The sequence below is a fragment of the Rheinheimera marina genome (genome assembly GCF_042654345.1).
Taxonomy (GTDB): domain Bacteria; phylum Pseudomonadota; class Gammaproteobacteria; order Enterobacterales; family Alteromonadaceae; genus Pararheinheimera; species Pararheinheimera marina.
The window spans coordinates 64,770-86,611 of record NZ_JBHSGB010000001.1 but is presented as its reverse complement, the minus strand read 5'-3'; the positions used below and the strand labels follow the sequence as shown (position 1 = coordinate 86,611).

Genomic DNA, 21,842 nt, shown 5'->3' with positions numbered 1-21,842 from the left:
AATGTTACATCTGACTCAAATGCTGAAACTCAGCCTGCTTGGCTGTGCAGCGTTGTTGTTGTCCGCCTGTGGTGGCGGTGGCGAAGACTCTGTTGAAGGCGGCACCAAGTTGCTGACCTGTAATGTGCCACAAATCCCTAATGCTGCGGGCACGGCCTGTATTGACCCTCCGCCGATCAAATGCCCGGCACCCACAGTACCTGATGCAAAAAATGAAAGCTGTGTGGTGGGTGTGGACCCAAATGCACCAGAACCTGAGCTGTTCCCCGGTAGTACGCAGGCCGTTTTATTTTATAAAAGAGCAGATGCCAATTATGACGGCTACCGCTTACATACCTGGAATAATGATACCTGCAGTGCCTATCAGGACAGTTCTGTGGCGCCGTCCTGGGACAATGGTCTGGTGATCAGCGGGGAGGACCCTAACTACGGTGCTTACTGGATTCTGGAACTAAAACCCGGTTATGCCGGCACCGCAGGGGCCTGCGGTAACTTTATTATCCATAAAGGCACAGATGATGCCGGCAAAGAAATGGGCGGTGGCGATCAAAAGCTGCCTTTGGGACCAAAAGAGGTCGAGAAGTTCGCCCGGATGGCCTTTACCTTCTCGGGCGTCAATTCGATTTTTGAGTACCCGCTGTTGTCTCTGGGCGTGTCGATCGCGGATTCCGCCGCACACTGGCTGGATACCGGCACCTTGCTGTGGAATGTCGACAGAGCCATTGCCAGCAAAGTGCAGTTGCACTACTCCGACAAAGCCGACCTGGCTATCGACAGCGACAGCAAACTGAATGGCCAGGCCGTCCTGCTGGAAGAAACAGCCCTGACAGATGAACAGCGGGCCCTGGTGCCGCATTTAGGCAGCTGGCATGCCTACCGCCATAACCTGACGGCTGAGCAGGTCAAAACACTGGTGAAGAACCAGCTGGTGCTGGCCGCTTATGATGCCGATAACCAACTGAGCGCCGCCAGTTATGTGCAAGTCGCCAAAGTGCTGGATGACCTCTACACCAAAGGCAGCAACGATGCAGACGAAGCCACTTTAGGCCTGAGCTACGACAGCACCATTAAAACCTCGTTATGGGCTCCCACCGCGCGTGAGGTGAAATTAAAAGTCTATAACGCTCAGAAGGTACTGACAGCGACTCAAGCGATGACGCTGGATACTGCGACAGGCGTCTGGAGTTACAGTGGCGCGAAAAGCAGCCTGGACCGGCAGTTCTATCGGTTTGAGATCACGGTGTACCATCCGGCGACTAAAAAAGTAGAAACCTATGAAAGCACAGACCCTTATTCAGTGAGTCTGGCGCTGAATGGGCGTTACAGTCAGTTTGTGAACCTCGCAGATGCCGATCTGAAACCCACCGGCTGGGATGGTCATGAAGTACCTGTAGTGACAAATCCGGAAGACAGCGTGATTTACGAAGGTCATATCCGCGATTTCAGTATCCGTGATGCCTCAGTCTCTGTGGCTAACCGGGGTAAGTATCTGGCCTTTACCGAAAGCCAGAGTGCGCCTGTGCAGCATTTAAAAGCTCTGGCCGACAGTGGCGTGACGCATTTCCACATGCTGCCGGCGGCCGACATGGCCACAGTGAATGAAGACAGCACTAAACGCGTCGAGCTGACCGATACCGTAGGCGCCTTATGCAAAATTAAACCGACCGCCGCTGTGTGCAGTGAAGAGAATGCGGCCACTGTGCTGCTGGACGTGCTGAAATCTTATGCGCCTTCTGGCGAACGGGCGCAGGCGCTGGTGGAGGCCATGCGGGGTAGTGACGGCTTTAACTGGGGCTATGACCCACACCACTTTAATGTGCCGGAAGGCAGCTACTCTTCTAACCCGGACGGCGTGGCCAGGATCAAAGAAATGCGGGCGATGAATCAGGCTTTGCACAGTTTGGGCCTGCGTGTGGTGCTGGACGTGGTGTACAACCACACCAGTTCATCCGGCGTTTTTGACAACTCGGTGTTCGATAAAGTGGTGCCTGGCTATTACCACCGCTACAGCCCGACCAGCGGCACTATTGAGCGTTCGACCTGCTGTGAAAACACCGCGACAGAACACAAAATGATGGATAAGTTTGTGAAAGATTCTTTGGTGCTGCTGGCGAAAGAATATGGCTTTGACAGCTTCCGCTTCGACATTATGGGTCACCATCCGAAGGCCGGGATTCTGGCGGCCCGCGACGCGGTGCGGGCGGTCGATCCAGATACCTACTTCTATGGTGAAGGCTGGAACTTTGGTGAAGTGGCGGACGATCGGCTTTTTGTGCAGGCCCGGCAGGCCAATATGGCTGGCACCGAAGTGGGTACTTTTAACGACAGGATCCGTGACGCGGTTCGCAGCGCTGCGCTATTTAATGGCAAGGGCACAGCCACTGAATTGCAGCAACAAAACTACATTGAAATTGGTCTGGCCGGTACCTTAAAAGACTATCTGCTGAAAGATTATCGCGGCAATACAGGGACGGCGTCCGGCATCAGCTGGAATGGTCAACCGGCCGGTTATGCCACAGACCCGGCTGACATTATTAACTATGTGTCCAAACACGATAATGAAGCCATTTGGGACAAGCTGCAGCTGGAGCTGCATAACGCCGGAGTGACCCTGAGTCTGGAAAACCGGGTGCGGGTGAATAACATAGCGTTAGCTATTCCGCTGCTGAGCCAGGGTATTCCGTTCCTGCAAATGGGCGATGATTTATTACGTTCCAAATCACTGGACCGCAATAGCTACGATGCCGGGGACTGGTTTAACTTTGTTGATTTCAGTAAAGAGAGCAATAACTGGAATGTAGGCTTACCGCTGGCGCAGGACAATAAAGCCAGTTGGTCGACCATAGCTGCTGTTGCATCCAATCCAGCCACTCAGGTCGGACCGGCCGAAATTGAGTTGTCCGCTGCGGTGTTCAGAGAATTTTTACAAATCCGTAAGAGCAGTCCGTTGTTCCGTCTTACCACGGGCCAGGATGTGATGGACAGAGTGGGGTTCCACAACATCGGCAAAACCACCATTGCAGGTCTGATTGTGATGAGCATTGACGATGGCTTGGGCCTGGCGGATTTAGACCCGGCCTGTGATGCGCTGGTGGTGGTCATTAACGGCACTGCAGCTACACAGTCACATACAGTGCCGACTGCCAGTGGCTTCAGTCTGCACTCTGTGCAGCAACAATCGGCAGATTCAGAGGCGCAGCTGGCCAGTTTTAGCGCTGGCAGTAATGAAGGCACTTTCACTGTGCCAGCTTATACAGCCGCTGTTTTTGTCAAAGCTCAGCACGGTGCTCAGGGCTCGGGCTTAAAAGCTGACGCGACCATGGGGGCACCGGACATTCCTCCTTATCAGTTGACCACAGTGTACCTGCGCGGCGCGATGAATGGCTGGGGTACTGACGATGCATTCAGTTATGACGGCGAAGGCGTGTACAGCATGGTCCGTGAGCTGGATGCGGGCGATTATGAATTCAAAGTCGCTTCGGAAAACTGGAGCACTGTGGACTTTGGCTCGGCTGATCAGCAGGTGGCTCTGGGGGTTTCGAAAACCTTAAGCCGCGGCGCGTCGAATCTGAAACTGAGCATTGCTGCCAAAGGGCAATACCAGTTCCGTCTGGATGCCTCTAATCCAGAAGCGCCGGTTCTGACGGTGTCTGAACCTGCTCCTTATGGCGAAACTACGGTCTTTGTGCGGGGGGATATGAACGGCTGGGGAACCACCAACGCTATGCAATTTGGCGGTGGCCTGTACAAAGCGACCCTCACATTGGAGGCAAAAGAGTACAACTTTAAACTGGCCTCTGAAGACTGGAACACGATCGATTTTGGGTCATCCGATGCGGTGGTTGTGCCGGGTGAGAGCAAAGTACTGCAAAGCAAAGGCGGCAATCTGAAAGTGACGCCAGCTCAGGCCGGTGACTACAGTTTTGAATTGGATGCGTCAGACCTGGCGGCCCCCAGCATCAGAGTGATCAAGTTGTAAGTAGGTTGAACAAAAAGCCACTGAAATCAGTGGCTTTTTAATGCTGTTCAGTCGGCGATCGGCCTGGTCTCCGTCAGCTCTTTATTGCACAGCAGAAGGGCAGGTATTTGGCAAAAACGGCTGGCAAATCTGCCGTGCTGAGCTAAGGTTTTGCTTAGGAATGATGCAGTGCAAAGGAGGAAAAAACTCTAAAGATATCAGAAGTTTTTCTGATTAATTTGCACTAATTTGGGGCGAATTTCTGTGAATTGCTCCAGAATGTGACAAGCCTTAGGGCTTGAATACGTATTCATGTTGAAGATAGACAGACTTGGGTTTAATAAGTCAGAACGAACCAAAAGAAACGCCTCCAACAGGGCTGGTTTGTGATCACACACAAAAGAACATAACCGGGGATAAGGGCATGCATAAATTCAAATTAAGTATGTTAACAGTGGCTATGGCAACCGCAGGCTTAATGTCTGGTATTGCTGCTGCAGATCAGACTGCGGATACACAAAATAACAAGCAGCTGTCTGCCAAAGAAAAAGCCAAACAAGAAGCTCAGTTAGAAGTGATTGAGATTAAAGGCTTCCGTCGTTCAGTTGTCGACTCGATCAACACCAAACGTTTTTCACCAAACGTCGTTGAATCCATCTCTGCTGAAGACATTGGTAAATTACCGGATTCAAGTATTGCTGAATCAATTTCCCGCCTGCCTGGTTTAACCAGTCAGCGTCTGGATGGCCGTGCCAGCCGCGTCAGTATTCGTGGTTTCGGTGAAAACGAAAGTGCCACCACCTTCAATGGTCGTGAGCAGGTGTCTATCGGCGATAACCGCGGTGTGGAATTCGATCTGTACCCGTCTGAAATTATGAGCGGTGTCACCGTTTATAAAACGCCAAACGCCACACTGGAAGCTGAAGGTATTGCCGGTGTTATCGACATGCAAACGGTCAAGCCATTAAGCCGTGAGCGTACGCTGCAGTTCAGTGGTCAGTACGAACAGACCAGCCTGGATAAACTGAACCCGGACGGTAATGACAATGGTGCCCGTGGTACTATTTCTTATATCGACAAATTTGCTGACGACAAAGTAGGTATTGCCTTTGCGTATACCTCTATGGCGTCTCCTAATCAGGAAAAACGCTGGAATGCCTGGGGTTTCAACAACGCGACTCTGGATGGCGACGATATCACTATGCTTGGTGGTGCCAAGCCGTTTGTGCGTTCTTCTACCCTGGAGCGTGACAGTGCTTTATTCGTGCTGGAAGCCGCACCAACTGACAAGCTGAAGCTGACTTTTGATGCCTTATACGTCGATTTTAACGACGAGAAAATCTTACGCGGTATCGAGATCCCATATGGTTGGGGTTATGCCGTATCAGACGCCAACACTGAAATTCTGGCCCGCGATGGCGACTTCGTCACCAGCGCCCGTAAATCAGGCGAAAAACTGGTGGTACGTAACGACGCGGAAGACCGTTCTGCCGAAATGACCGCTGTTGGTTTCAATGTGGACTACAACCTGAATGACGACTGGTCTTTGGAATTCGACGTGTCCAATTCACAGGTCGATCGCAAAATCTGGAGTATGGAAAGCTACTCAGGTTACGGCCGCGGTGACAATATTGGTCCTTATGACACCATCACCTACAGCTTAGTGGATGGTACCAACGGTGCTATCTTCACACCGACACTGGATTACGGTGATTTCGACCTGGTGAAATTAGGTGGACCACGCAGCTGGGGTTCAAGCGCAGTGCTGAACAACACCTATGGCGTTAACGGCGACCCAGTCTACAACAACGCGGCTCAGGACGGCTTTATCAACGCGCCTGAAATCAGCGACGAACTGACCAGCTTTAAACTGGCGGCTACTCAGTTGCTGGAAGACGCCGGTATGTTCACCAAAATGAGCTACGGTATTTCTTACCGTGACCGCGAGAAGCAGAAGAAGTCTGAAGGTTACTTCATGACCTTAAAAGACTTCCCTGAAATGGTTTCTGTGCCAGAGCAATACCGTTTAGGTACAGCCAACCTGGACTTTATCGGTATGGGCGACATGATTGCCTATGATTCCCGTGGTCTGGTGCGTGACGGTTACTACAACCTGATCCAGGAAAGCCTGACTAACCCGGATCACGCGGCGAAGAGCTGGACTGTTAACGAAGAAATCCTGGCGTACTTTGTACAAGCCGATTTCGAAACAGAACTGGGCAGCATTCCTGTGACTGGTAACTTCGGTCTGCGTTACCTGGATACCGACCAATCTTCTCAGGGCACAGCCTACAACACTGTGAATGGCGAAGTGGTGTTTACACCAACAGATGTCAGCCACAGCTACTCGCACCTGTTACCAAGCCTGAACCTGACCTTCGACGTCGCAGAAGATCAAAGTGTGCGTTTAGGCGCTGCCAAGACATTGTCTCGCGCTCGTCTGGATGAAATGCATTCGTCTGTCAGCGCGTCTTACAACTCTACACCAGATGCCAACGGTAACTACTGGGCCATCAGTGGCGGTAACCCGTTACTGGAGCCAAAAGAAGCCACTGGCGTGGATTTAACCTACGAAAACTACTTCAGTGACGAAGGTTATTTCTCAGTGGCTTATTACTGGAAGGACCTGAACCAGTGGATTTTTGATGGCCGTTACCAGTTAGAACTGGAAGGCGTTGCCAACCCAAGCACTGGGGAAGTTCCAGAAACTTCAGGCGCGACAGGTTCAGGTAAAGTCAATGGCGGTGGCGGTACTCTGCATGGTTATGAACTGTCTGTGACACTGCCATTTAATATCATCAGTGAATCACTGGATGGTTTTGGTTTGATTGCCAGCCACAGCCGTGTGTCTCAGGACGTAACGGACCAGAATGGCAATGCCTACTCACTGCCAGGCCTGTCAGATACTGTTCAGACTCTGACCGGTTACTATGATCATGCTGGCTTCCAGGCGCGTGCCAGCCTGCGTAAACGTAGTGACTTTAAAGGTGATGTGTACGGCATTGGCTTTAACACCCAACAAGTGGACGTGAAAGGCGAAACTATTGTGGATGCCCAAGTTGGCTACGACTTTGGTGAAGGTGGTTTCACTGAGCTGGAAGGCCTGTCAGTATTCCTGCAAGGTCAGAACCTGAGTGACGAGCCATTCGTTTCACTGCAAGACGGTCGTGTCCGTGACTATCAGCAGTACGGCAGAACCTTCCTGTTAGGTTTCAGCTACAAAATGTAATAGCGGTCATCGCAGAAAACCCCAGCATTGACTGGGGTTTTTTTTCGTTGTCATAGTAGCGCAGCAGGGCTATTGGAGACTGAACGGGACAGTTATGCAGCAGAAATCTGTAAAAAAAATAGTTATTTTGGGAGGCGGCACCGCGGGTTGGATTTCGGCTTCGTTGCTGGTGAAAATTCTTGGCAAGGTGCTGGACATCACGCTGGTGGAATCAGAAGACATTGGCACTATAGGTGTTGGTGAAGCCACCATTCCGCCTATTCAAAGCCTGAACGCAGCGCTGGGCTTGCAGGAAGAGGAATTTCTGCGGGAAACCATGGGAACCATCAAACTGGGGATCCAGTTTGAGCACTGGGGCGATGTCGGCGAAAGCTATATGCATGCTTTTGGCACTGTGGGTAAGGATTTCCCATTTTGCCATTTTAATCATTTCTGGCGCCGAGCCGATCAGTTGGGCATGAGCTTTAACTACTGGGACTTTTCGCTGAATTATCAGGCGTCGCTGCAGAACAAATTCAGCAAACTGGACAGGATTGAAGGGGTCAACCTGGGCGGCCTGACCTATGCCTATCACTTTGATGCCGGCCTGTATGCGCGGTTTTTACGTAAATACAGCGAGTCGGTTGGCGTAAAGCGCATCGAAGGCAAAGTGGCTACTGTGCAACAGGACCCCTTGACGGGTGATATCCAGGCCTTGTTGCTGCAGTCAGGGCAACGCATTGAAGGTGATTTGTTTCTGGATTGCAGTGGTTTGCACAGCCTGCTGATCGATAAAACCCTCAACACTGGTTTTGAGGACTGGTCGCATTGGCTACCCGCAGACAGCGCCGTGGCGGTGCCTTCCGCGAAAACTGAACCTGTCGTGCCTTATACCCGCTCCATTGCCCATGCCAATGGCTGGCAGTGGCGAATTCCGTTGCAGCACCGCACCGGTAATGGCTTTGTCTATTCCAGTAAATACTGTACGGACGAAGAAGCCAAACAGCTGTTGCTAAGCAACCTGGACAGCCAAGCACTGGCCGAACCCCGGCTGATTAAATTCCGCACCGGCCGGCGGCTGCAGCAATGGCAGCGCAATGTGGTCAGTATTGGTTTAGCCAGTGGTTTTCTTGAACCACTGGAATCCACCAGTATTCATTTGATCCAGTCTGCGGTGCTGCGTTTACTGAAGTTCTTTCCGCATCTGGGCATCAATGACAGTGACAGGGCGGAGTACAACAGGCAGTCCAAAATCGAATTCGAACAAATCCGCGACTTTATTATTCTGCATTACAAATTAACCCGGCGGCAGGACAGCAAATTCTGGCGTGATTGTAAGCAGATGGCGGTGCCAGCGAGCCTGGAGCGCAAGCTGCAGCAGTTTGCTCAGTCAGGGTTGGTATTCCGTGAGCAGGATGAGCTGTTCAGCGAAATTGCCTGGCAGCAGGTGATGCTAGGGCAGGGCTTGCTGCCTGCCGATCATCATCCTCTGGTGGATGCGCTTACCGAAGCGCAGCTGCAGGATATGCTGCAAAACCTGAAAGTGATCTTTGAAAAAACTACCGAGCGTCTTGGCAGTCATCAGGAGTTTCTGGCCCGGGTGGCCGGAACCCGGCACTGAGATGCTTCACAGGAGTGTAAATGAAGCTTTTTAATCGTTGTTTTCGCCTGTCAGCCTCAGGGGGCTGGCTGCTGCTGGTCAGCCTGAGTTGCCCGCTGGCCAGTCAGGCGGCCCAGTATCAGTCGCACCAGTTGCAAAAGAACCAACTGCAGGTGCAGACCGATGAATACCAGTTGCAGCTCAGTTTTAAAAGCCCCGGTGCAGTTGAGGTGTTTTATCAGCAAAGCGGCGTCAAACAGCTGCCGTCTTTTGCTCTGGCCGAACCGGAGCTGGCGTTACCTGCGCAGTTAAAGGATGAGCAAACTGCGCTGCAGTTTGGTACAGAGCAACTGCAGGTGCGGCTGCAAAAGTCGCCGTTGCAGCTGCAGTTCTATCGTGGCAACGAGTTGATACTGAAAGAAGAAGCTGGTTATTTTGCCCACCAGACCCTGCGCGGTTTTCGTTTTGCACTGACGCCGGATGAAAAACTGCTGGGCGGCGGCGAGCGGGTGCTTGGTATGGACAGAAGGGGCCAACGCCTGCCGCTCTACAACAAAGCCAGCTACGGCTACAACGGTGAAACCAAGCAGATGTATTTTGGTTTACCGGCTGTGCTTTCCAGCAAAAAATACGCGCTGGTGTTTGATAACAGTGCCAGTGGTTTCCTCGATTTAGGCGCCACCGAAAAAGACGTGTTGCAGTTTGAAGCAGTGGCTGGCCGCACGTCTTACCTGGTGGTGACGGCACCGACCTACCCACAACTGATGCAACAGTACGTCAACACCACAGGCAAGCAACCCTTGCCGCCACGCTGGGCCTTCGGTAATTTTGCCTCCCGCTTTGGTTACCGCACCGAACAGCAAAGCCGCGACATAGTGCAGAAGTTCCATGATGCCGATTTTCCGCTTGACGCGCTGGTGCTGGACCTGTACTGGTTTGGCAAAGACATTCAGGGCCATATGGGTAACCTGGCCTGGGACAACGAGGCCTTCCCGCAGCCTAAGCAAATGATTGCCGACTTTAAAGCTAAAGGCGTCAATACCATTCTGATCACCGAGCCTTTTGTGCTCAGCAGCTCGAAACGCTGGGATGAAGCCGTGGCCGCCAATGCGCTGGCAAAAAACCTGGCCGGGCAGCCAAAACGTTTTGATTTTTACTTTGGCAATACTGGTCTGGTGGATGTGTTTTCCAAAGAGGGTCAGGCCTGGTTTAACGGCATTTACAACCAACTGGCTCAGGACGGCGTGGCCGGCTGGTGGGGCGATTTAGGCGAACCCGAAGTTCACCCGGCCGACAGTATTCATGCCATTGGCACCGCCGACGAAATTCACAATGCCTATGGCCATCAATGGGCCGCCATGCTGTACCAGAACCGCTTAGAGCAGCAGCCACAACAACGACCGATGATTATGATGCGAGCCGGTTTTGCCGGTTCTCAGCGCTACGGCATGATCCCCTGGACTGGCGATGTTGACCGTTCCTGGGGCGGCTTAAAACCACAAGTGGAACTGGCACTGCAAATGGGCCTGCTGGGCATGGGCTATACCCACTCCGATTTGGGCGGTTTTGCCGGTGGTGAGCAATTCGACCAGGAGCTCTATGTACGCTGGTTGCAGTACGGCGTGTTTCAGCCGGTATTCCGGCCTCATGCGCAGGAGCATATAGCGCCTGAGCCGGTGTTGCATGACAAAACCACCCAGGATTTACTGCGGCCTTTCGTCAAGCTGCGTTACCGGATGGCGGCTTACAACTACACCCTGGCGTACCAGAACTCGACCTTGGGTTTACCGCTGATGCGGCCGCTGTTTTTTGCCGACGAAAGCCAAACCGAGCTGATGCTGAACAAAGACAGCTATTTTTGGGGGGATGCCTTTTTAGTGACCCCTGTCACCGCACCTGGCGTGAAAGCGGTAACAGTGCAGCTGCCCAAAGGCGTCTGGCTGGATTATTTCACCGGCCAGCGCTACGAAGGTGGCCGCAGTATTGAGCAACCGACCAGCCTGAGCACTTTACCCGTTCTGGTCAAAGCCGGTGCTTTTGTGCCTTTGGTACCGGCCGTGCAGAGCCTGAGCCAATACAGCAGCCGTCAGCTGGAACTGCATTATTACCATGACGACAGTGTCGCTGCAGGCCAGGGCGAACTGTACGAAGACGATGGGGTGTCGCCCGACAGCCTGGCGACAGGCCAATACGAGTTGCTGAAATTTAACGCTGTGCACGCCAAAGGCCAGCTGCAACTGAGCCTGGACCGCACTGGGTTAGGTTATATCGGCATGCTGAAGCAGCGTGCGGTGACGCTGGTGCTGCATCAGCTGAGCAAAGCAAGTGCGATTGAGCTGGATGGCCAGCCGCTGCCAGAGCTGAGCAGTCAGGCGGAACTTAAAGCGGCGGCCACAGGGTTTTACCGGGATAAGAGCAACAACCAGTTATGGCTGAAGCTTGACTGGACCAAAGCCCGGCATCAGCTGCAACTAAGCAGCGGAGGTTAAAATGAAAAGCACTGTGGTGTTATTTAGCCTGCTTGTTGCCTCTGTGCCGGCGGCCAGTGTCGCGGCTGCATCAATTGACCGGCTGGAGCCAGCCTTTTGGTGGGCCGGTATGAAAGAGCCCGCCTTACAGCTGATGGTGTATGGCAAGGGTATTCAGCACTCGAGCGTTAGCCTGAATTATCCGGGCGTCAGCCTGCAGGGGGTGCAAAAGGTTGCCAACCCCAATTACCTCTTTATCGACCTGAAGCTGGCGGCCGATGTGAAGCCAGGCCAGTTCGACCTGGTGTTTTCTCAGCAAGGCAAAGAGCAAAGCCGCTACCAGTACAGGTTGCTGGCACGGCGTGAAGGCTCAGCACAGCGGCAGGGCTTTAGTCAGAAAGACAGCATTTATCTGATTACGCCGGACCGCTTTGTTAACGGAGACCTAAGCAACGACAGTGTTGCGGGTTTGCCAGACCGGCTGGACAGAAGCAACCCGGGTGGCCGCCATGGCGGAGATATTGCCGGTATGCAACAAGCGCTGCCGTATTTGCAGCAGCTGGGGATCACCCAAATCTGGCCGCAGCCTTTGGTGGAAAATAACAGCGCGGCGTATTCCTACCATGGTTATGGCGCGACAGATTTATACAACATTGACCCGCGTTTTGGCAGCAATGCCAGTTATCAGGCCTTTGTCGCCGCCGCCAAAAAACAGGGCATCGGGGTGATTCAGGACATTGTGGTGAACCATATTGGTGTGGACCACTGGTGGGTCAAGGATTTACCGACTAAGGACTGGCTGAATTATGGCGGCAGCTTTCAGCCTACTAATCATGCCCGCACCACAGTGCAGGACCCTTATGCCTCGGACGCCGACAAAAAGGCTTTTGTGGACGGCTGGTTTGTCGACAGTATGCCTGATCTGAATCAGCGCAACCCGCTGCTGGCCACTTACCTGATCCAAAACTCCGTCTGGTGGGTGGAATATGCCGATTTATCCGGTATTCGGGAAGACACCTATCCTTATGCCGACAAAAGCTTTCTGACCGCCTGGTCGAAACGGTTGATGACCGAATACCCCAATTTCAATATCGTGGGCGAAGAATGGAGCGCCAACCCGCAAGTCGTGTCGTACTGGCAACGTGGCAAACAAAACCATGATGGTTATGTTTCTTACACCCCCAGCATGATGGATTTTCCGCTCTATTATGCGCTGCTGGGGGCATTAACTGCGCCTGAAAGCTGGGATGCCGGTTGGGTGAAATTGTATGAAGCCCTGGCCAATGACGTGTTGTACCCGGACCCGACTAACCTGGTGTTGTTTGAAGGCAACCATGACACAGCGCGGCTGTTTTCACTGCTGAACAATGACGTTGACCTGTACCGGATGGCCCTGGTGTATCTGTTTACCAGCCCACGTATTCCGCAGTTGTATTACGGCACCGAAATTCTGGCGCAAAGCCCGAAACAGCGTGACGACGGCCTGGTGCGCAGTGATTTCCCGGGTGGCTGGAAAGATGATGAAGTGAATGCCTTTACCGGCAAAGGCTTAACTGCGCAGCAGCAACAGGCTCAGCAACTGGTGAAACGCTTGGCGAATCTGCGTAAGCACAGCAAGGTTTTGCAGCAGGGCAGGATGAAACATTTCAGCCCGAAAGAGGGCGTATACAGTTATGTCCGTTATGCGGACGGCCAGCAAATTTGGGTATTGCTGAACAAAAACAACAGCGCCAGCCAGGTCGACCTGAGCCGCTATGCCGAGTTGATGCCAGCTGGGGCTCAAGCGCAGGATTTATTGACAGGCCAGCAACTACAATTGGGGGCTGAGCTTTTGCTGCCGGCGCGTGGCAGTCTGCTGCTACAACTGAGTGAGCCGACAGCGCCTTAGCGCGCTGCGATGATCGTCTGCTGCGTCAGGTCGTCTGTCGCGTCTGAATTTAAGCCTGCTGGACATCAGCAGGCTTTTCTTTACACTGGTCCGGTAATTTTTTGTTAATTCCTAACTAAAACAACAAACTCACTGAGGTTTTCATGCAACATAAATCATTACTGGCGCTGGCTGTAATGGCTGCTCTGGCTGGCTGTGGTCAACCGCAACAATCGGCGGCAGACAGCAAGCCAGCAGCTGTGGCAGAACAAACGCAACTGACATCTGGCGTTGAAGTGGCCAATATGGACACCAGCGTCAAACCCCAACAAGACTTCTTCCGTTATGTAAACGGCCAGTGGCTGGAGCGCACTGAAATTCCAGCCGACAAAGGCCGTTGGGGCAGCTTTGATGAGCTGCGTGAAAATGCTGACAAACAAGTACTGGCTATTGTGAAAGAGCTGGCGGCACAACCTGCGGATGCCGGCACAGACGCACAGAAAATTGCCGACTTGTACCGCTCTTATATGGACACTGAAACGCTGGATAAGCTGGGCCTGACCCCGCTGACTACAGCTTTCGAGCGTGTCGACAGCCTGAAAACCCATGCAGATCTGGCTGTACTCTGGGGCGAATGGCAGGCCTACCGTGTGGGAACCCCTGTGGTGCTCTTTGTCGGTCAGGATCAGAAACAGTCTGATCAATACACCACTATGCTGAATCAGGCCGGTTTGGGTATGCCAGACCGCGACTACTACCTGAACAGCGATGAAAAATCTAAAGATATTCAAGCCAAGTACGTGGCCTATATCAGTAAAGTAGCTGAGCTTGCCGGCTGGCAAGAGCCGGCTAAAGTGGCTGCCACTGTGTACGCTATTGAAGAGAAACTGGCAAAAGAGCAGTGGAGCCGGGTACAAAACCGCGACCGCAATGCCACCTACAACAAGCTGACATTGGCTCAACTGGCCGAAACCGCTCCTGGCCTGGATTGGGCTGCGCTGATTAAAGCGGCCAAGCTGGAAAGCATTACGGATGTGGTGGTGCGCCAACCGACCTATCTGGCTGCTTTTGCCAAACTGCAGGCCGAAATTCCGGTCGCCGACTGGCAAACCTACCTGAAGTTCCATCTGGTCCGCGCCAACAGCGACAGCCTGGCCAAAGCCTTTGACGAGGCCAGCTTTGAGTTTTACGGCAAAACCTTATCTGGCCTGGAAGCTCAGCGTGACCGTGAAAAACGTGCGGTGGAATCTGTACAGCAGGCACTGGGCTTTATGGTCGGCAAAATGTACGTGGACCGTTACTTCAAGCCGGAAGCCAAAGAGCGGATGGACCAGCTGATCAAAAACCTGCGGGTGGCGTTTAAAGAGTCGATCGACGGTCTGGAATGGATGAGCCCGGAAACTAAACTGGCTGCCCAGGAAAAACTGTCCAAGTTCAATGCCAAAATTGGCTATCCGGATGTGTGGCGTGATTACAGTTGTCTGGAGATTAAAGCCGGTGATCTGCTCGGCAATATCCAGCGCTCAGGCCAGTGTGAATACGATCGGATGATTGGTAAGTTAGGCAAGCCGGTAGACCGTTCTGAGTGGGGCATGACGCCACAAACAGTCAACGCCTACTACAGCTCAACGATGAACGAAATTGTGTTCCCAGCCGCTATTTTGCAGCCGCCATTCTTTAACGTGGATGCCGACGACGCGGTGAACTACGGTGCTATCGGTGGCGTGATTGGCCACGAAATCACCCACGGTTTTGACGACCAGGGCAGTCGCTCTGACGGTAACGGTAACCTGAAAGACTGGTGGAAACCAGCCGACGCTGAGCAGTTTAAAAAGCGTACCCAGTTGATGGTCGATCAGTACAGTGCCTTTAACCCTATTGATGATTTAAAACTGCAGGGCGCATTGGGCCTGGGTGAAAACATTGCCGATTTGGGCGGCCTGACGGTGGCCTTTAAGGCCTACCATAACTCGCTGCAAGGCAAAGAAGCGCCGGTGCTGGATGGCTTCAACGGCGATCAGCGTTTCTTTATGGGCTGGTCTCAGGTCTGGCGTATCAAGTTCCGCGACGCCGCACTGCGTCAGCAAGTGATCACAGGTCCGCACTCACCGGGTATGTACCGTGTGTTGGGTGTGCTGTCGAATATGCCAGAGTTCTACCAGACCTTCGACGTGAAACCGGGTGACGGCATGTACAGACCGGACGATGTTCGGGTGAAGATTTGGTAGGCGTTAATGCATTGATCTGGTTAAATTAACCCTGTTTAAGCCCTGGACTGTCCGGGGCTTTATTTTTGTTGATTACGCAGGGGCCTCCCTTGCCATCAGCCACAGAAAAAAGCGCAGGCATGTGCGTTGAGCGCAAAGCTGCAGTCGAAAAGGATTTCCAATGGCGAATTTCACTTTATTTAAAAGTTATACTGCGTGGTTGCTATCCAGTGCGAACTTTTTGGTCTCAATCCTCTTTGTGCTGGGGTTTTATGCCTTCCATGACAAGATCTTTAACTCGGCTTCTGTCGTCGATATGAATTACCTGACTGCGACCATAGTGACACATGTCGCTTTGGTTTTTTATGGTGGTAAATTCATCGTATTTGTGTGCAAACCCAAAACGCTGGCGATTGTCGTGCAGCAGGGAACTGTGCAGCTTGGTAGCGGCGCGTCTATTGCTATGGATAAGGCGGTGTTCCGGCTGAACAGGTTTGATGACGAAGTCGTAGTGATTAGGTTTTACCACAACGACAAAAATGTACTGAATATTGACCCTGGGTACCAATGTCCAGATGGCTTTAAGCCGCTAGCCAAACAACTGCAAAGCATGCAGTGTATCGTTGAAGTGACCTAGCTAAAACTCTGAGTCTGTTTCAGTGCTTAAAGTGGGTCAGCGCAGGCAGCCAAAAGATGGCTGCTTGAATACGTATTCATCTGTAGTAGCATGGAAAAGCTGCTCTAATCGGGCACCCGCGCGCGTTGGCATTGTCTGTCATAGTGCTGCAGCAACGCGGTATCGATGACACACACATTCTAAAACAGGACTTCAGTCCGGACGCTCTCTGGCAACAGCCTCCAAGGTTGTTTGCACTGCAGAGCTTATTAAGACAACAGGACAGCAGATGAAACAACCACAGTTAAGCTTCTGGCAGATCTGGAACCTGAGTTTCGGCTTTTTGGGGGTGCAAATTGGCTTTGCACTGCAAAACGGTAATGTCAGCCGGATTTTATCCGACTTAGGTGCCGATTTATCTTCCTTATCTTTATTCTGGCTGGCGGCCCCTATTATGGGCTTGCTGGTGCAACCTATTGTGGGCGCGGCGTCGGACCGCACCTGGAATAAACTGGGCCGGCGTTTGCCATTTATGCTGGGTGGCGCCTTGGTGGCGGCTGCGGCCATGTTGCTGTTGCCCAATGCCTCCATGGTGGTGGCTTTTATACCGCCTATGCTGTTTGGTCTGGTGATTTTTGCCATTAAAGACGCCGCCTTTAACGTCACCTTTCAGCCGTTCCGTTCTTTGGTGTCGGACATGGTGCCGGCTAATCAGCGTAACCTGGGGTATTCAGTACAAACGCTGCTGATTAATATTGGTGCTGTGGTGGGCTCAATTTTGCCATTTGTGCTGACCAATGTGATGGGACTGAACAATGCCTCCACACCAGGTGAAGTGGCGCCTTCCGTGATTTGGTCGTTTTACATTGGCGCTGCTATTTTGCTGGGCTCTGTGGCCTGGACTGTGCTGCGTACCCGTGAATACCCGCCAGAGCAGTATTACGCCTACAAAGGTGAAACTGTGCAGCCGACGGAACCTGCCGAAAAAAGCTTTGGCGAAAAGCTGGCCGGTTTCTGGCAAACCACCAAAACCATGCCACGTATTATGCGTCAGCTGGCGCTGGTGCAGTTTTTCTCCTGGTTCTCGTTATTTATTATGTGGACTTATTTCCCGGCCGCTATTGCTCAGCACAGCTGGGGCGTGGATGTGCAATGGTTTGACCCGGCCTATATCACCCAGATGGGGGGCTTACCTGCTGAGATTGCCGCCGCCAAAGGTGCTGCAGGCGACTGGGTGGGTATTCTGTACGCCGGTTATTCTTTGTTTGCTGTGTTGTTTGCCTTGGTGATGGCGAAGCTGGCCAATCTGTTTGGCCGCCGTCTGGTGTATTCAGCGGCGCTGCTGTGCGGTGGTTTGGGTTACCTGAGTTTTATTCTGTTTAAAGACCCAAGCATGATCGAAGTGGATTTACTGATCACCCAGGTCACTATTCCGCAAGGCGCCCTGAGTCTGATGATCCCGATGGTTGGTATAGGTATTGCCTGGGCCGCTATTCTGGCCATGCCATACGCCATTCTGGCGGGTGCCTTGCCAGCGCACCGCACCGGTGTTTATATGGGGATTTTTAACTTCACCATAGCCGCGCCGCAGATTATCTCTGGCCTGCTGGCCGGTTGGATCTTAGGCCACCTGTTTGCCAACAATGCGGTATACATTGTAATGCTGGCCGGTGGCTCTATGGTGCTGGGTGCCCTGTCAGTCTGGCTGGTGCAGGATAAAGAAAGCAAAGACTAACAGTGTTTATGAAATAACAAAGCCGCTTTACAGCGGCTTTGTTATTTAGCGGCAGGCCTACTTTAACCGGTATTGGCACCACAGTTGGCGCTGTTTGGCGTTTTGCCAGCTCCAGGCCAGAAGGCGGCTGCTTTTCTGGCCTTGCTGCATATCGATTTGCTTCACATCGGCACCCGCCTGTTGCAGCTGACTAACCAGTGCAGGCAGGTTGTCGACTTTGGACACCAGGCTGCTGAACCACAGTACCTGACTGGCGAAGTCTTTACTTTCTCTGATCATTTGCCCGATAAAGGCCTGCTCTCCGCCTTCACAGACCAGTTCATGGCTACGACCAGCGAAATTCAGGCCGTCGCCGCTTAAGCCTAACTGGCGCTGCTTACGTTCGGTGCCAGCTTTGGCGTCCTGTTCAGTCGCATGAAAGGGCGGGTTGCATAAGGTCAGTTCGAACAAGTCTTTCGGGCCGATAATGCCTTTGAAAATCTGTTGTGCGGATGATTGCTGACGCAGCGAAATTTTACTTTGCAGCTGGTTTTGTTTTATCAACTGTGACGCTGCAACCACAGCGTCAGGGTCCAGCTCGGCGGCTACGACCTGCCAGCCGTAGTCGGCTTGCGCCAGCAGCGGGTAAATCAGGTTAGCACCTGTGCCAATATCCAGCAGCTGTACCTTGCGGCCTTTCACCAGTTTGCCAGCCTCTGTTGCCAGCAGGTCTGCCAGATGATGCAGGTAATCCACCCGGCCAGGCACGGCCGGGCATAAAAAACCGTCCGGCAATTGCCAGTGCTGCACGCCATAATGGTGCGCCAACAACGCTTTGTTTAATTGTAAAACCGCAGCAGGGTTAGCAAAATCAATGGATAACCGGCCATAGCCGTTATCGCGGACAAAAGGGGTTAAGGCGGCGTTGGCGGCCGTCAAGGCTGCAAAATCATAACCTTGCAGGTGTTTATTCCGTGGGTGCATCTGGCTTCCTGGCTGGGTTAGTTTTGTGCACCACAGGACTGACGCACCACAATTTTGGGTTCAATTTCCGTCAGCGCCACTTGTTCATGGTTGATCAAGCGTAGCAGGTTGACCACCAGCATCTCTCCGGCCAACGAGGTGTTTTGAGCTATGGTGGTTAACGCCGGGGAAGAGAATGAGGCCACTGGGATATCGTCAAACCCCACCACCGCCACGTCGTCTGGAATACGTTTGCCCAGTTTTTGCAGGGCGCGCATGGCTCCAATGGCAATTAAGTCGCTGGCACAAAACAGGGCGTCAAACGTTTTGCCTTGGGCATGCAGCTGCATAATGGCGTCAAAGCCGGCTTGCTCAGTCGAAATGGCATCCAGCTGCGCCACCTGGGATTCGTCTATACCTGCCTCTGCAATGGCTTTCAGCATACCCTGATAACGGTCGAAAAACTCCGGGCTTCCGGCAGAAGCGTTGCCGATAAAGGCAAAACGGCGCCGACCCAGGCTCAGTAAATGCTGGCCAGCCAGTTTGCCACCTTCAAGGTTATTGCTGCGAATGGTGACTTCCGGATGGTTTAGCACTTCGGCGCCCCAGCAAACAAAGTGAGTTTGCTGAGCCAGCAGGGTATCGAGTTTTTCTTCGTAATCTTTGTAGTCGCCGTAACCCAATAAAATAATGCCGTCGGCTTTTTTGCTGTCTTCATAATCGGCGTGCCAATCGTTGCTCAGCTGCTGAAAGGACACCAACAGATCATGACCCCGCTGACTGCAGGCACGGGTAATGCTGCCGAGCATCGACAGGAAAAACGGGTTGATTTGCGACTCATCGACGGTCGGGTCTTCAAACAGCAACAGGGCCAAAGTGCCGCTGCGCTGTTTGCGCAGGTTGCTGGCGTTTTTGTCCACTTTGTAGTTCAGCTGTTTGGCAATGGCGAAGATTTTATCTTTGGTTTCCTGATTGACGGCCGGGCTGTCACGCAGCGCACGCGACACAGTCGATTGGGAAACGCCAGCCAGATAAGCGATATCAAAAGAGGTCGCTTTTCCTTTGAGCACGGGCCATTGCGATTTGTCTGACGTCATTGTTAGATTCGGAGCTGTTACTACTGGTGCCGCATCATAGCATTAAAAGCCTTGATTGGATCCTAACCAAAGCAGGGGCCGATAATGTTGCAAAGATTAGCGCTCATTTTGTGAAACATTGTTATGTCTGCTTAAGCTGGTTTTCAGAAACTGCTAAAGTATCGCCATCTAATTAGTGAGTGCTCTGTATGAAAAAACTGCTGATGATTGTGCTGTTCTGTATCAGTGGTGTCCAGACTGCGTACGCCTCCTGCACTGAAACCAGTTCTGGCTGTGTTGAACCTGGCCAGTTTAATCTGGCGTTGGCCTTAGGTGCCGGTCAGCGCACCAATCCTTTGCATAATGGTGAGAATGTGCCGCTGCTGCTGATGCCTGATGTCAGCTATTACGGTGAGTATTGGTTTTGGGATAACACCACCGCAGGTTACAGCCTGTTGCAACAACCGGATTTTGTGTTGAGCCTGGTGGTGAAGCTGAACCAGGAAAAAGGCTATTTTCAGCGTTGGTTTGCCGGCAATCTGATGACTTACAGCACGTCCAGCACCATGTTGCCACCTGAAGTGGACACCGGGGCTACGAAACAAATGTCGATGGTATCGGTCAGCGAAGTGAACAAACGCCCGACTGCCTGGGACGCCGGTGTACAGATGCAGTGGTTTGGCGATGACTGGCAACTGGGCCTGAATCTGATGCAGGATGCCAGCGGCACTTACCATGGCCAGAACGCCACGGCGTCGGCCAGTACCTTTTACCCGCTGCTGGGTGGCCACTTGCAGTTAGGCGCTAACCTGCACTGGAAAAGCCGTAAACTGATTGATACCTACTATGGCCTGGATGAGTCTGAGCTGTTTTATCTGGCGCGTTATCAGGGCAAAGATAGCTGGCAGCCAGAATTGAGACTGGGCTGGCAAAAAGCCTTGACGCCGAAATGGTCCTTGCTGAGCTTCTATCGTATGCTGTTGCTGGATGATGCGATGACAGACAGTCCTTTGGTAAAAAACTCCAGGGTACAGACCTGGTTTGTTGGAGTGAGTTACCAATTTTTTTAAGGCAGGGATAGAGCATGTTAGGGCTGATATTGACCAGTCAGTTATGGCTGGCGCCCGCCCCACAACCAGAATGCAACCAAGATTTATGCTGGTCGGTAAGTCCGGCTTTTTGCATTTCTGCGTTACCTGAGCAGGCCTGTGAAGCGCAGCTATCAGTACAGTGGCAGCATAGTGCCGCCCTGGACTTATGTCTGAAACTGGCGCAGCAGGAACTATCCTGTTGGCAAGACGCCCGGGCTGGCCAGTGGCAACAGCATATTGTCTGGCCTGAGAACGCAACCTTGAGTTTGCAGCAGGGTGGGCGCGTGTTATTGCAAAAGGAGTTGGTGGTCTTAAGCCGGCAACCTGAAAAAAGACGGCGTTTAGTTGCGCCCTGGAGTGTGTTCTGATGCATAAGATTTTACTGGTGGAAGACGATGCGCGCCTGGCCAGCCTGGTGCAAAGCTTTCTGCAGCAACAAGGCTTTGAAGTGCGGTTGGAAAGCCGTGGTGACACTGTTGCCGCCGCTTGTCAGGCGTTTTCGCCGGATTTGCTGATCCTTGATTTAATGTTACCCGGCATGGACGGCTTTACCGTGTGTCGGAACATCCGGGCCTGGTTCAATGCGCCTATTCTGATGCTGACCGCCAAACAAAGTGACATTGATCAGGTGCTGGGGCTGGAGCTGGGCGCCGACGATTATGTGATTAAGCCGGTGGAGCCCCGGGTACTGTTAGCCCGGGTCAATGCGTTGCTGCGGCGCACTCAACCGGTCAGCAAATCAGACAATCAGGAACTGCAGTTTGGCAAATTACGGCTCAACAATAGTGCCCGTGAAGCGCATTACGGGCCAGAGCTGGTGGAACTGACCAGTTATGAATTTGATTTGCTCTGGATGCTGGCCAAACATGCCGGCCAGACGGTGAAACGCGAAGCCATTCACAAGCAGATTATCGGCCGTGAGTACGATGGTCTGGACAGAACCGTCGATGTGCGGGTGTCTCACCTGCGCCGTAAACTGAACGACAACGCCGATACCCCGTTCCGGATTAAAACGGTCTGGGGTAAAGGCTATCTTTTTGTTGCTGACGCCTGGAATGACTAACAAAAGTCCGG

General features: G+C 52.6%; 13 protein-coding genes. 11 read left to right on the top strand and 2 right to left on the bottom strand.

The genetic code is table 11. From position 1 onward, the window contains the following. The first annotated feature begins 1 nt into the window (after position 1). The 8 genes from pulA (at position 2) to ACFO3I_RS00340 (ending at position 17,659) form a co-directional block, all read left to right on the top strand. Positions 2-3,979, top strand: coding sequence for a pullulanase-type alpha-1,6-glucosidase (pulA, locus tag ACFO3I_RS00375; protein ID WP_377330795.1), 3,978 nt, complete (start codon positions 2-4; stop codon positions 3,977-3,979). Between the two features lie 403 nt (positions 3,980-4,382). Continuing rightward, positions 4,383-7,187 (top strand): TonB-dependent receptor, encoded by a 2,805-nt coding sequence (locus tag ACFO3I_RS00370; RefSeq protein WP_377330793.1) that lies wholly within the window; start codon positions 4,383-4,385, stop codon positions 7,185-7,187. Positions 7,188-7,281: 94 nt separating this feature from the next. Next, positions 7,282-8,787, top strand: a complete 1,506-nt coding sequence (locus tag ACFO3I_RS00365; RefSeq protein WP_377330791.1) for a tryptophan halogenase family protein — start codon at positions 7,282-7,284, stop codon at positions 8,785-8,787. Positions 8,788-8,807: 20 nt separating this feature from the next. Beyond that, positions 8,808-11,255 carry a glycoside hydrolase family 31 protein gene (locus ACFO3I_RS00360; RefSeq protein WP_377330788.1) on the top strand — a complete coding sequence of 816 codons (2,448 nt, stop codon included), beginning with the start codon at positions 8,808-8,810 and terminating at the stop codon, positions 11,253-11,255. Between the two features lies 1 nt (position 11,256). Continuing rightward, the gene (locus tag ACFO3I_RS00355) at positions 11,257-13,122 is read left to right on the top strand and encodes a glycoside hydrolase family 13 protein (protein ID WP_377330786.1); all 1,866 of its coding nucleotides are present in this window, start codon (positions 11,257-11,259) and stop codon (positions 13,120-13,122) included. A gap of 143 nt (positions 13,123-13,265) precedes the next feature. Continuing rightward, positions 13,266-15,329, top strand: coding sequence for a M13 family metallopeptidase (locus ACFO3I_RS00350; RefSeq protein ID WP_377330784.1), 2,064 nt, complete (start codon positions 13,266-13,268; stop codon positions 15,327-15,329). A gap of 160 nt (positions 15,330-15,489) precedes the next feature. After that, positions 15,490-15,945 (top strand): hypothetical protein, encoded by a 456-nt coding sequence (locus tag ACFO3I_RS00345; protein WP_377330782.1) that lies wholly within the window; start codon positions 15,490-15,492, stop codon positions 15,943-15,945. A gap of 268 nt (positions 15,946-16,213) precedes the next feature. After that, on the top strand, positions 16,214-17,659 hold the full coding sequence (locus ACFO3I_RS00340) for an MFS transporter (protein ID WP_377330780.1): 1,446 nt from the start codon (positions 16,214-16,216) through the stop codon (positions 17,657-17,659). A gap of 57 nt (positions 17,660-17,716) precedes the next feature. Here ACFO3I_RS00340 and rlmF read toward each other — a convergent pair whose 3' ends face one another. Further along, a complete protein-coding gene (gene rlmF / locus ACFO3I_RS00335) occupies positions 17,717-18,622 on the bottom strand; it encodes a 23S rRNA (adenine(1618)-N(6))-methyltransferase RlmF (RefSeq protein ID WP_377330778.1) in 906 nt (301 codons plus the stop codon). A gap of 17 nt (positions 18,623-18,639) precedes the next feature. Further along, a complete protein-coding gene (locus ACFO3I_RS00330; protein ID WP_377330777.1) occupies positions 18,640-19,698 on the bottom strand; it encodes a LacI family DNA-binding transcriptional regulator in 1,059 nt (352 codons plus the stop codon). A 188-nt stretch (positions 19,699-19,886) separates the two neighbouring features. On the opposite strand from ACFO3I_RS00330, the gene ACFO3I_RS00325 reads away from it, so the two are divergent. Genes ACFO3I_RS00325 through ACFO3I_RS00315 form a run of 3 tightly spaced genes read left to right on the top strand, consistent with a single transcriptional unit; the run spans position 19,887 to position 21,831 of the window. Next, positions 19,887-20,747, top strand: a complete 861-nt coding sequence (locus ACFO3I_RS00325) for a MipA/OmpV family protein (protein WP_377330775.1) — start codon at positions 19,887-19,889, stop codon at positions 20,745-20,747. Positions 20,748-20,761: 14 nt separating this feature from the next. Next, entirely contained in the window at positions 20,762-21,136 is a 375-nt protein-coding gene (locus ACFO3I_RS00320) for a DUF3019 domain-containing protein (protein WP_377330773.1), read from the top strand. After that, entirely contained in the window at positions 21,136-21,831 is a 696-nt protein-coding gene (locus tag ACFO3I_RS00315) for a response regulator (RefSeq protein ID WP_377330771.1), read from the top strand. Before ACFO3I_RS00320 ends, ACFO3I_RS00315 begins: the two co-directional genes overlap by 1 nt. The last annotated feature ends 11 nt before the right edge of the window (positions 21,832-21,842 follow it).

Excerpts from the sequence above, each read along its gene's own strand:
- pulA (WP_377330795.1), top strand. The coding sequence starts at position 2 with ATGTTACATCTGACTCAAATGCTGAAACTCAGCCTGCTTGGCTGTGCA.
- ACFO3I_RS00370 (WP_377330793.1), top strand. The coding sequence starts at position 4,383 with ATGCATAAATTCAAATTAAGTATGTTAACAGTGGCTATGGCAACCGCA.
- ACFO3I_RS00365 (WP_377330791.1), top strand. The coding sequence starts at position 7,282 with ATGCAGCAGAAATCTGTAAAAAAAATAGTTATTTTGGGAGGCGGCACC.
- ACFO3I_RS00360 (WP_377330788.1), top strand. The coding sequence starts at position 8,808 with ATGAAGCTTTTTAATCGTTGTTTTCGCCTGTCAGCCTCAGGGGGCTGG.
- ACFO3I_RS00355 (WP_377330786.1), top strand. The coding sequence starts at position 11,257 with ATGAAAAGCACTGTGGTGTTATTTAGCCTGCTTGTTGCCTCTGTGCCG.
- ACFO3I_RS00350 (WP_377330784.1), top strand. The coding sequence starts at position 13,266 with ATGCAACATAAATCATTACTGGCGCTGGCTGTAATGGCTGCTCTGGCT.
- ACFO3I_RS00345 (WP_377330782.1), top strand. The coding sequence starts at position 15,490 with ATGGCGAATTTCACTTTATTTAAAAGTTATACTGCGTGGTTGCTATCC.
- ACFO3I_RS00340 (WP_377330780.1), top strand. The coding sequence starts at position 16,214 with ATGAAACAACCACAGTTAAGCTTCTGGCAGATCTGGAACCTGAGTTTC.
- rlmF (WP_377330778.1), bottom strand. The coding sequence starts at position 18,622 with ATGCACCCACGGAATAAACACCTGCAAGGTTATGATTTTGCAGCCTTG.
- ACFO3I_RS00330 (WP_377330777.1), bottom strand. The coding sequence starts at position 19,698 with ATGACGTCAGACAAATCGCAATGGCCCGTGCTCAAAGGAAAAGCGACC.
- ACFO3I_RS00325 (WP_377330775.1), top strand. The coding sequence starts at position 19,887 with ATGAAAAAACTGCTGATGATTGTGCTGTTCTGTATCAGTGGTGTCCAG.
- ACFO3I_RS00320 (WP_377330773.1), top strand. The coding sequence starts at position 20,762 with ATGTTAGGGCTGATATTGACCAGTCAGTTATGGCTGGCGCCCGCCCCA.
- ACFO3I_RS00315 (WP_377330771.1), top strand. The coding sequence starts at position 21,136 with ATGCATAAGATTTTACTGGTGGAAGACGATGCGCGCCTGGCCAGCCTG.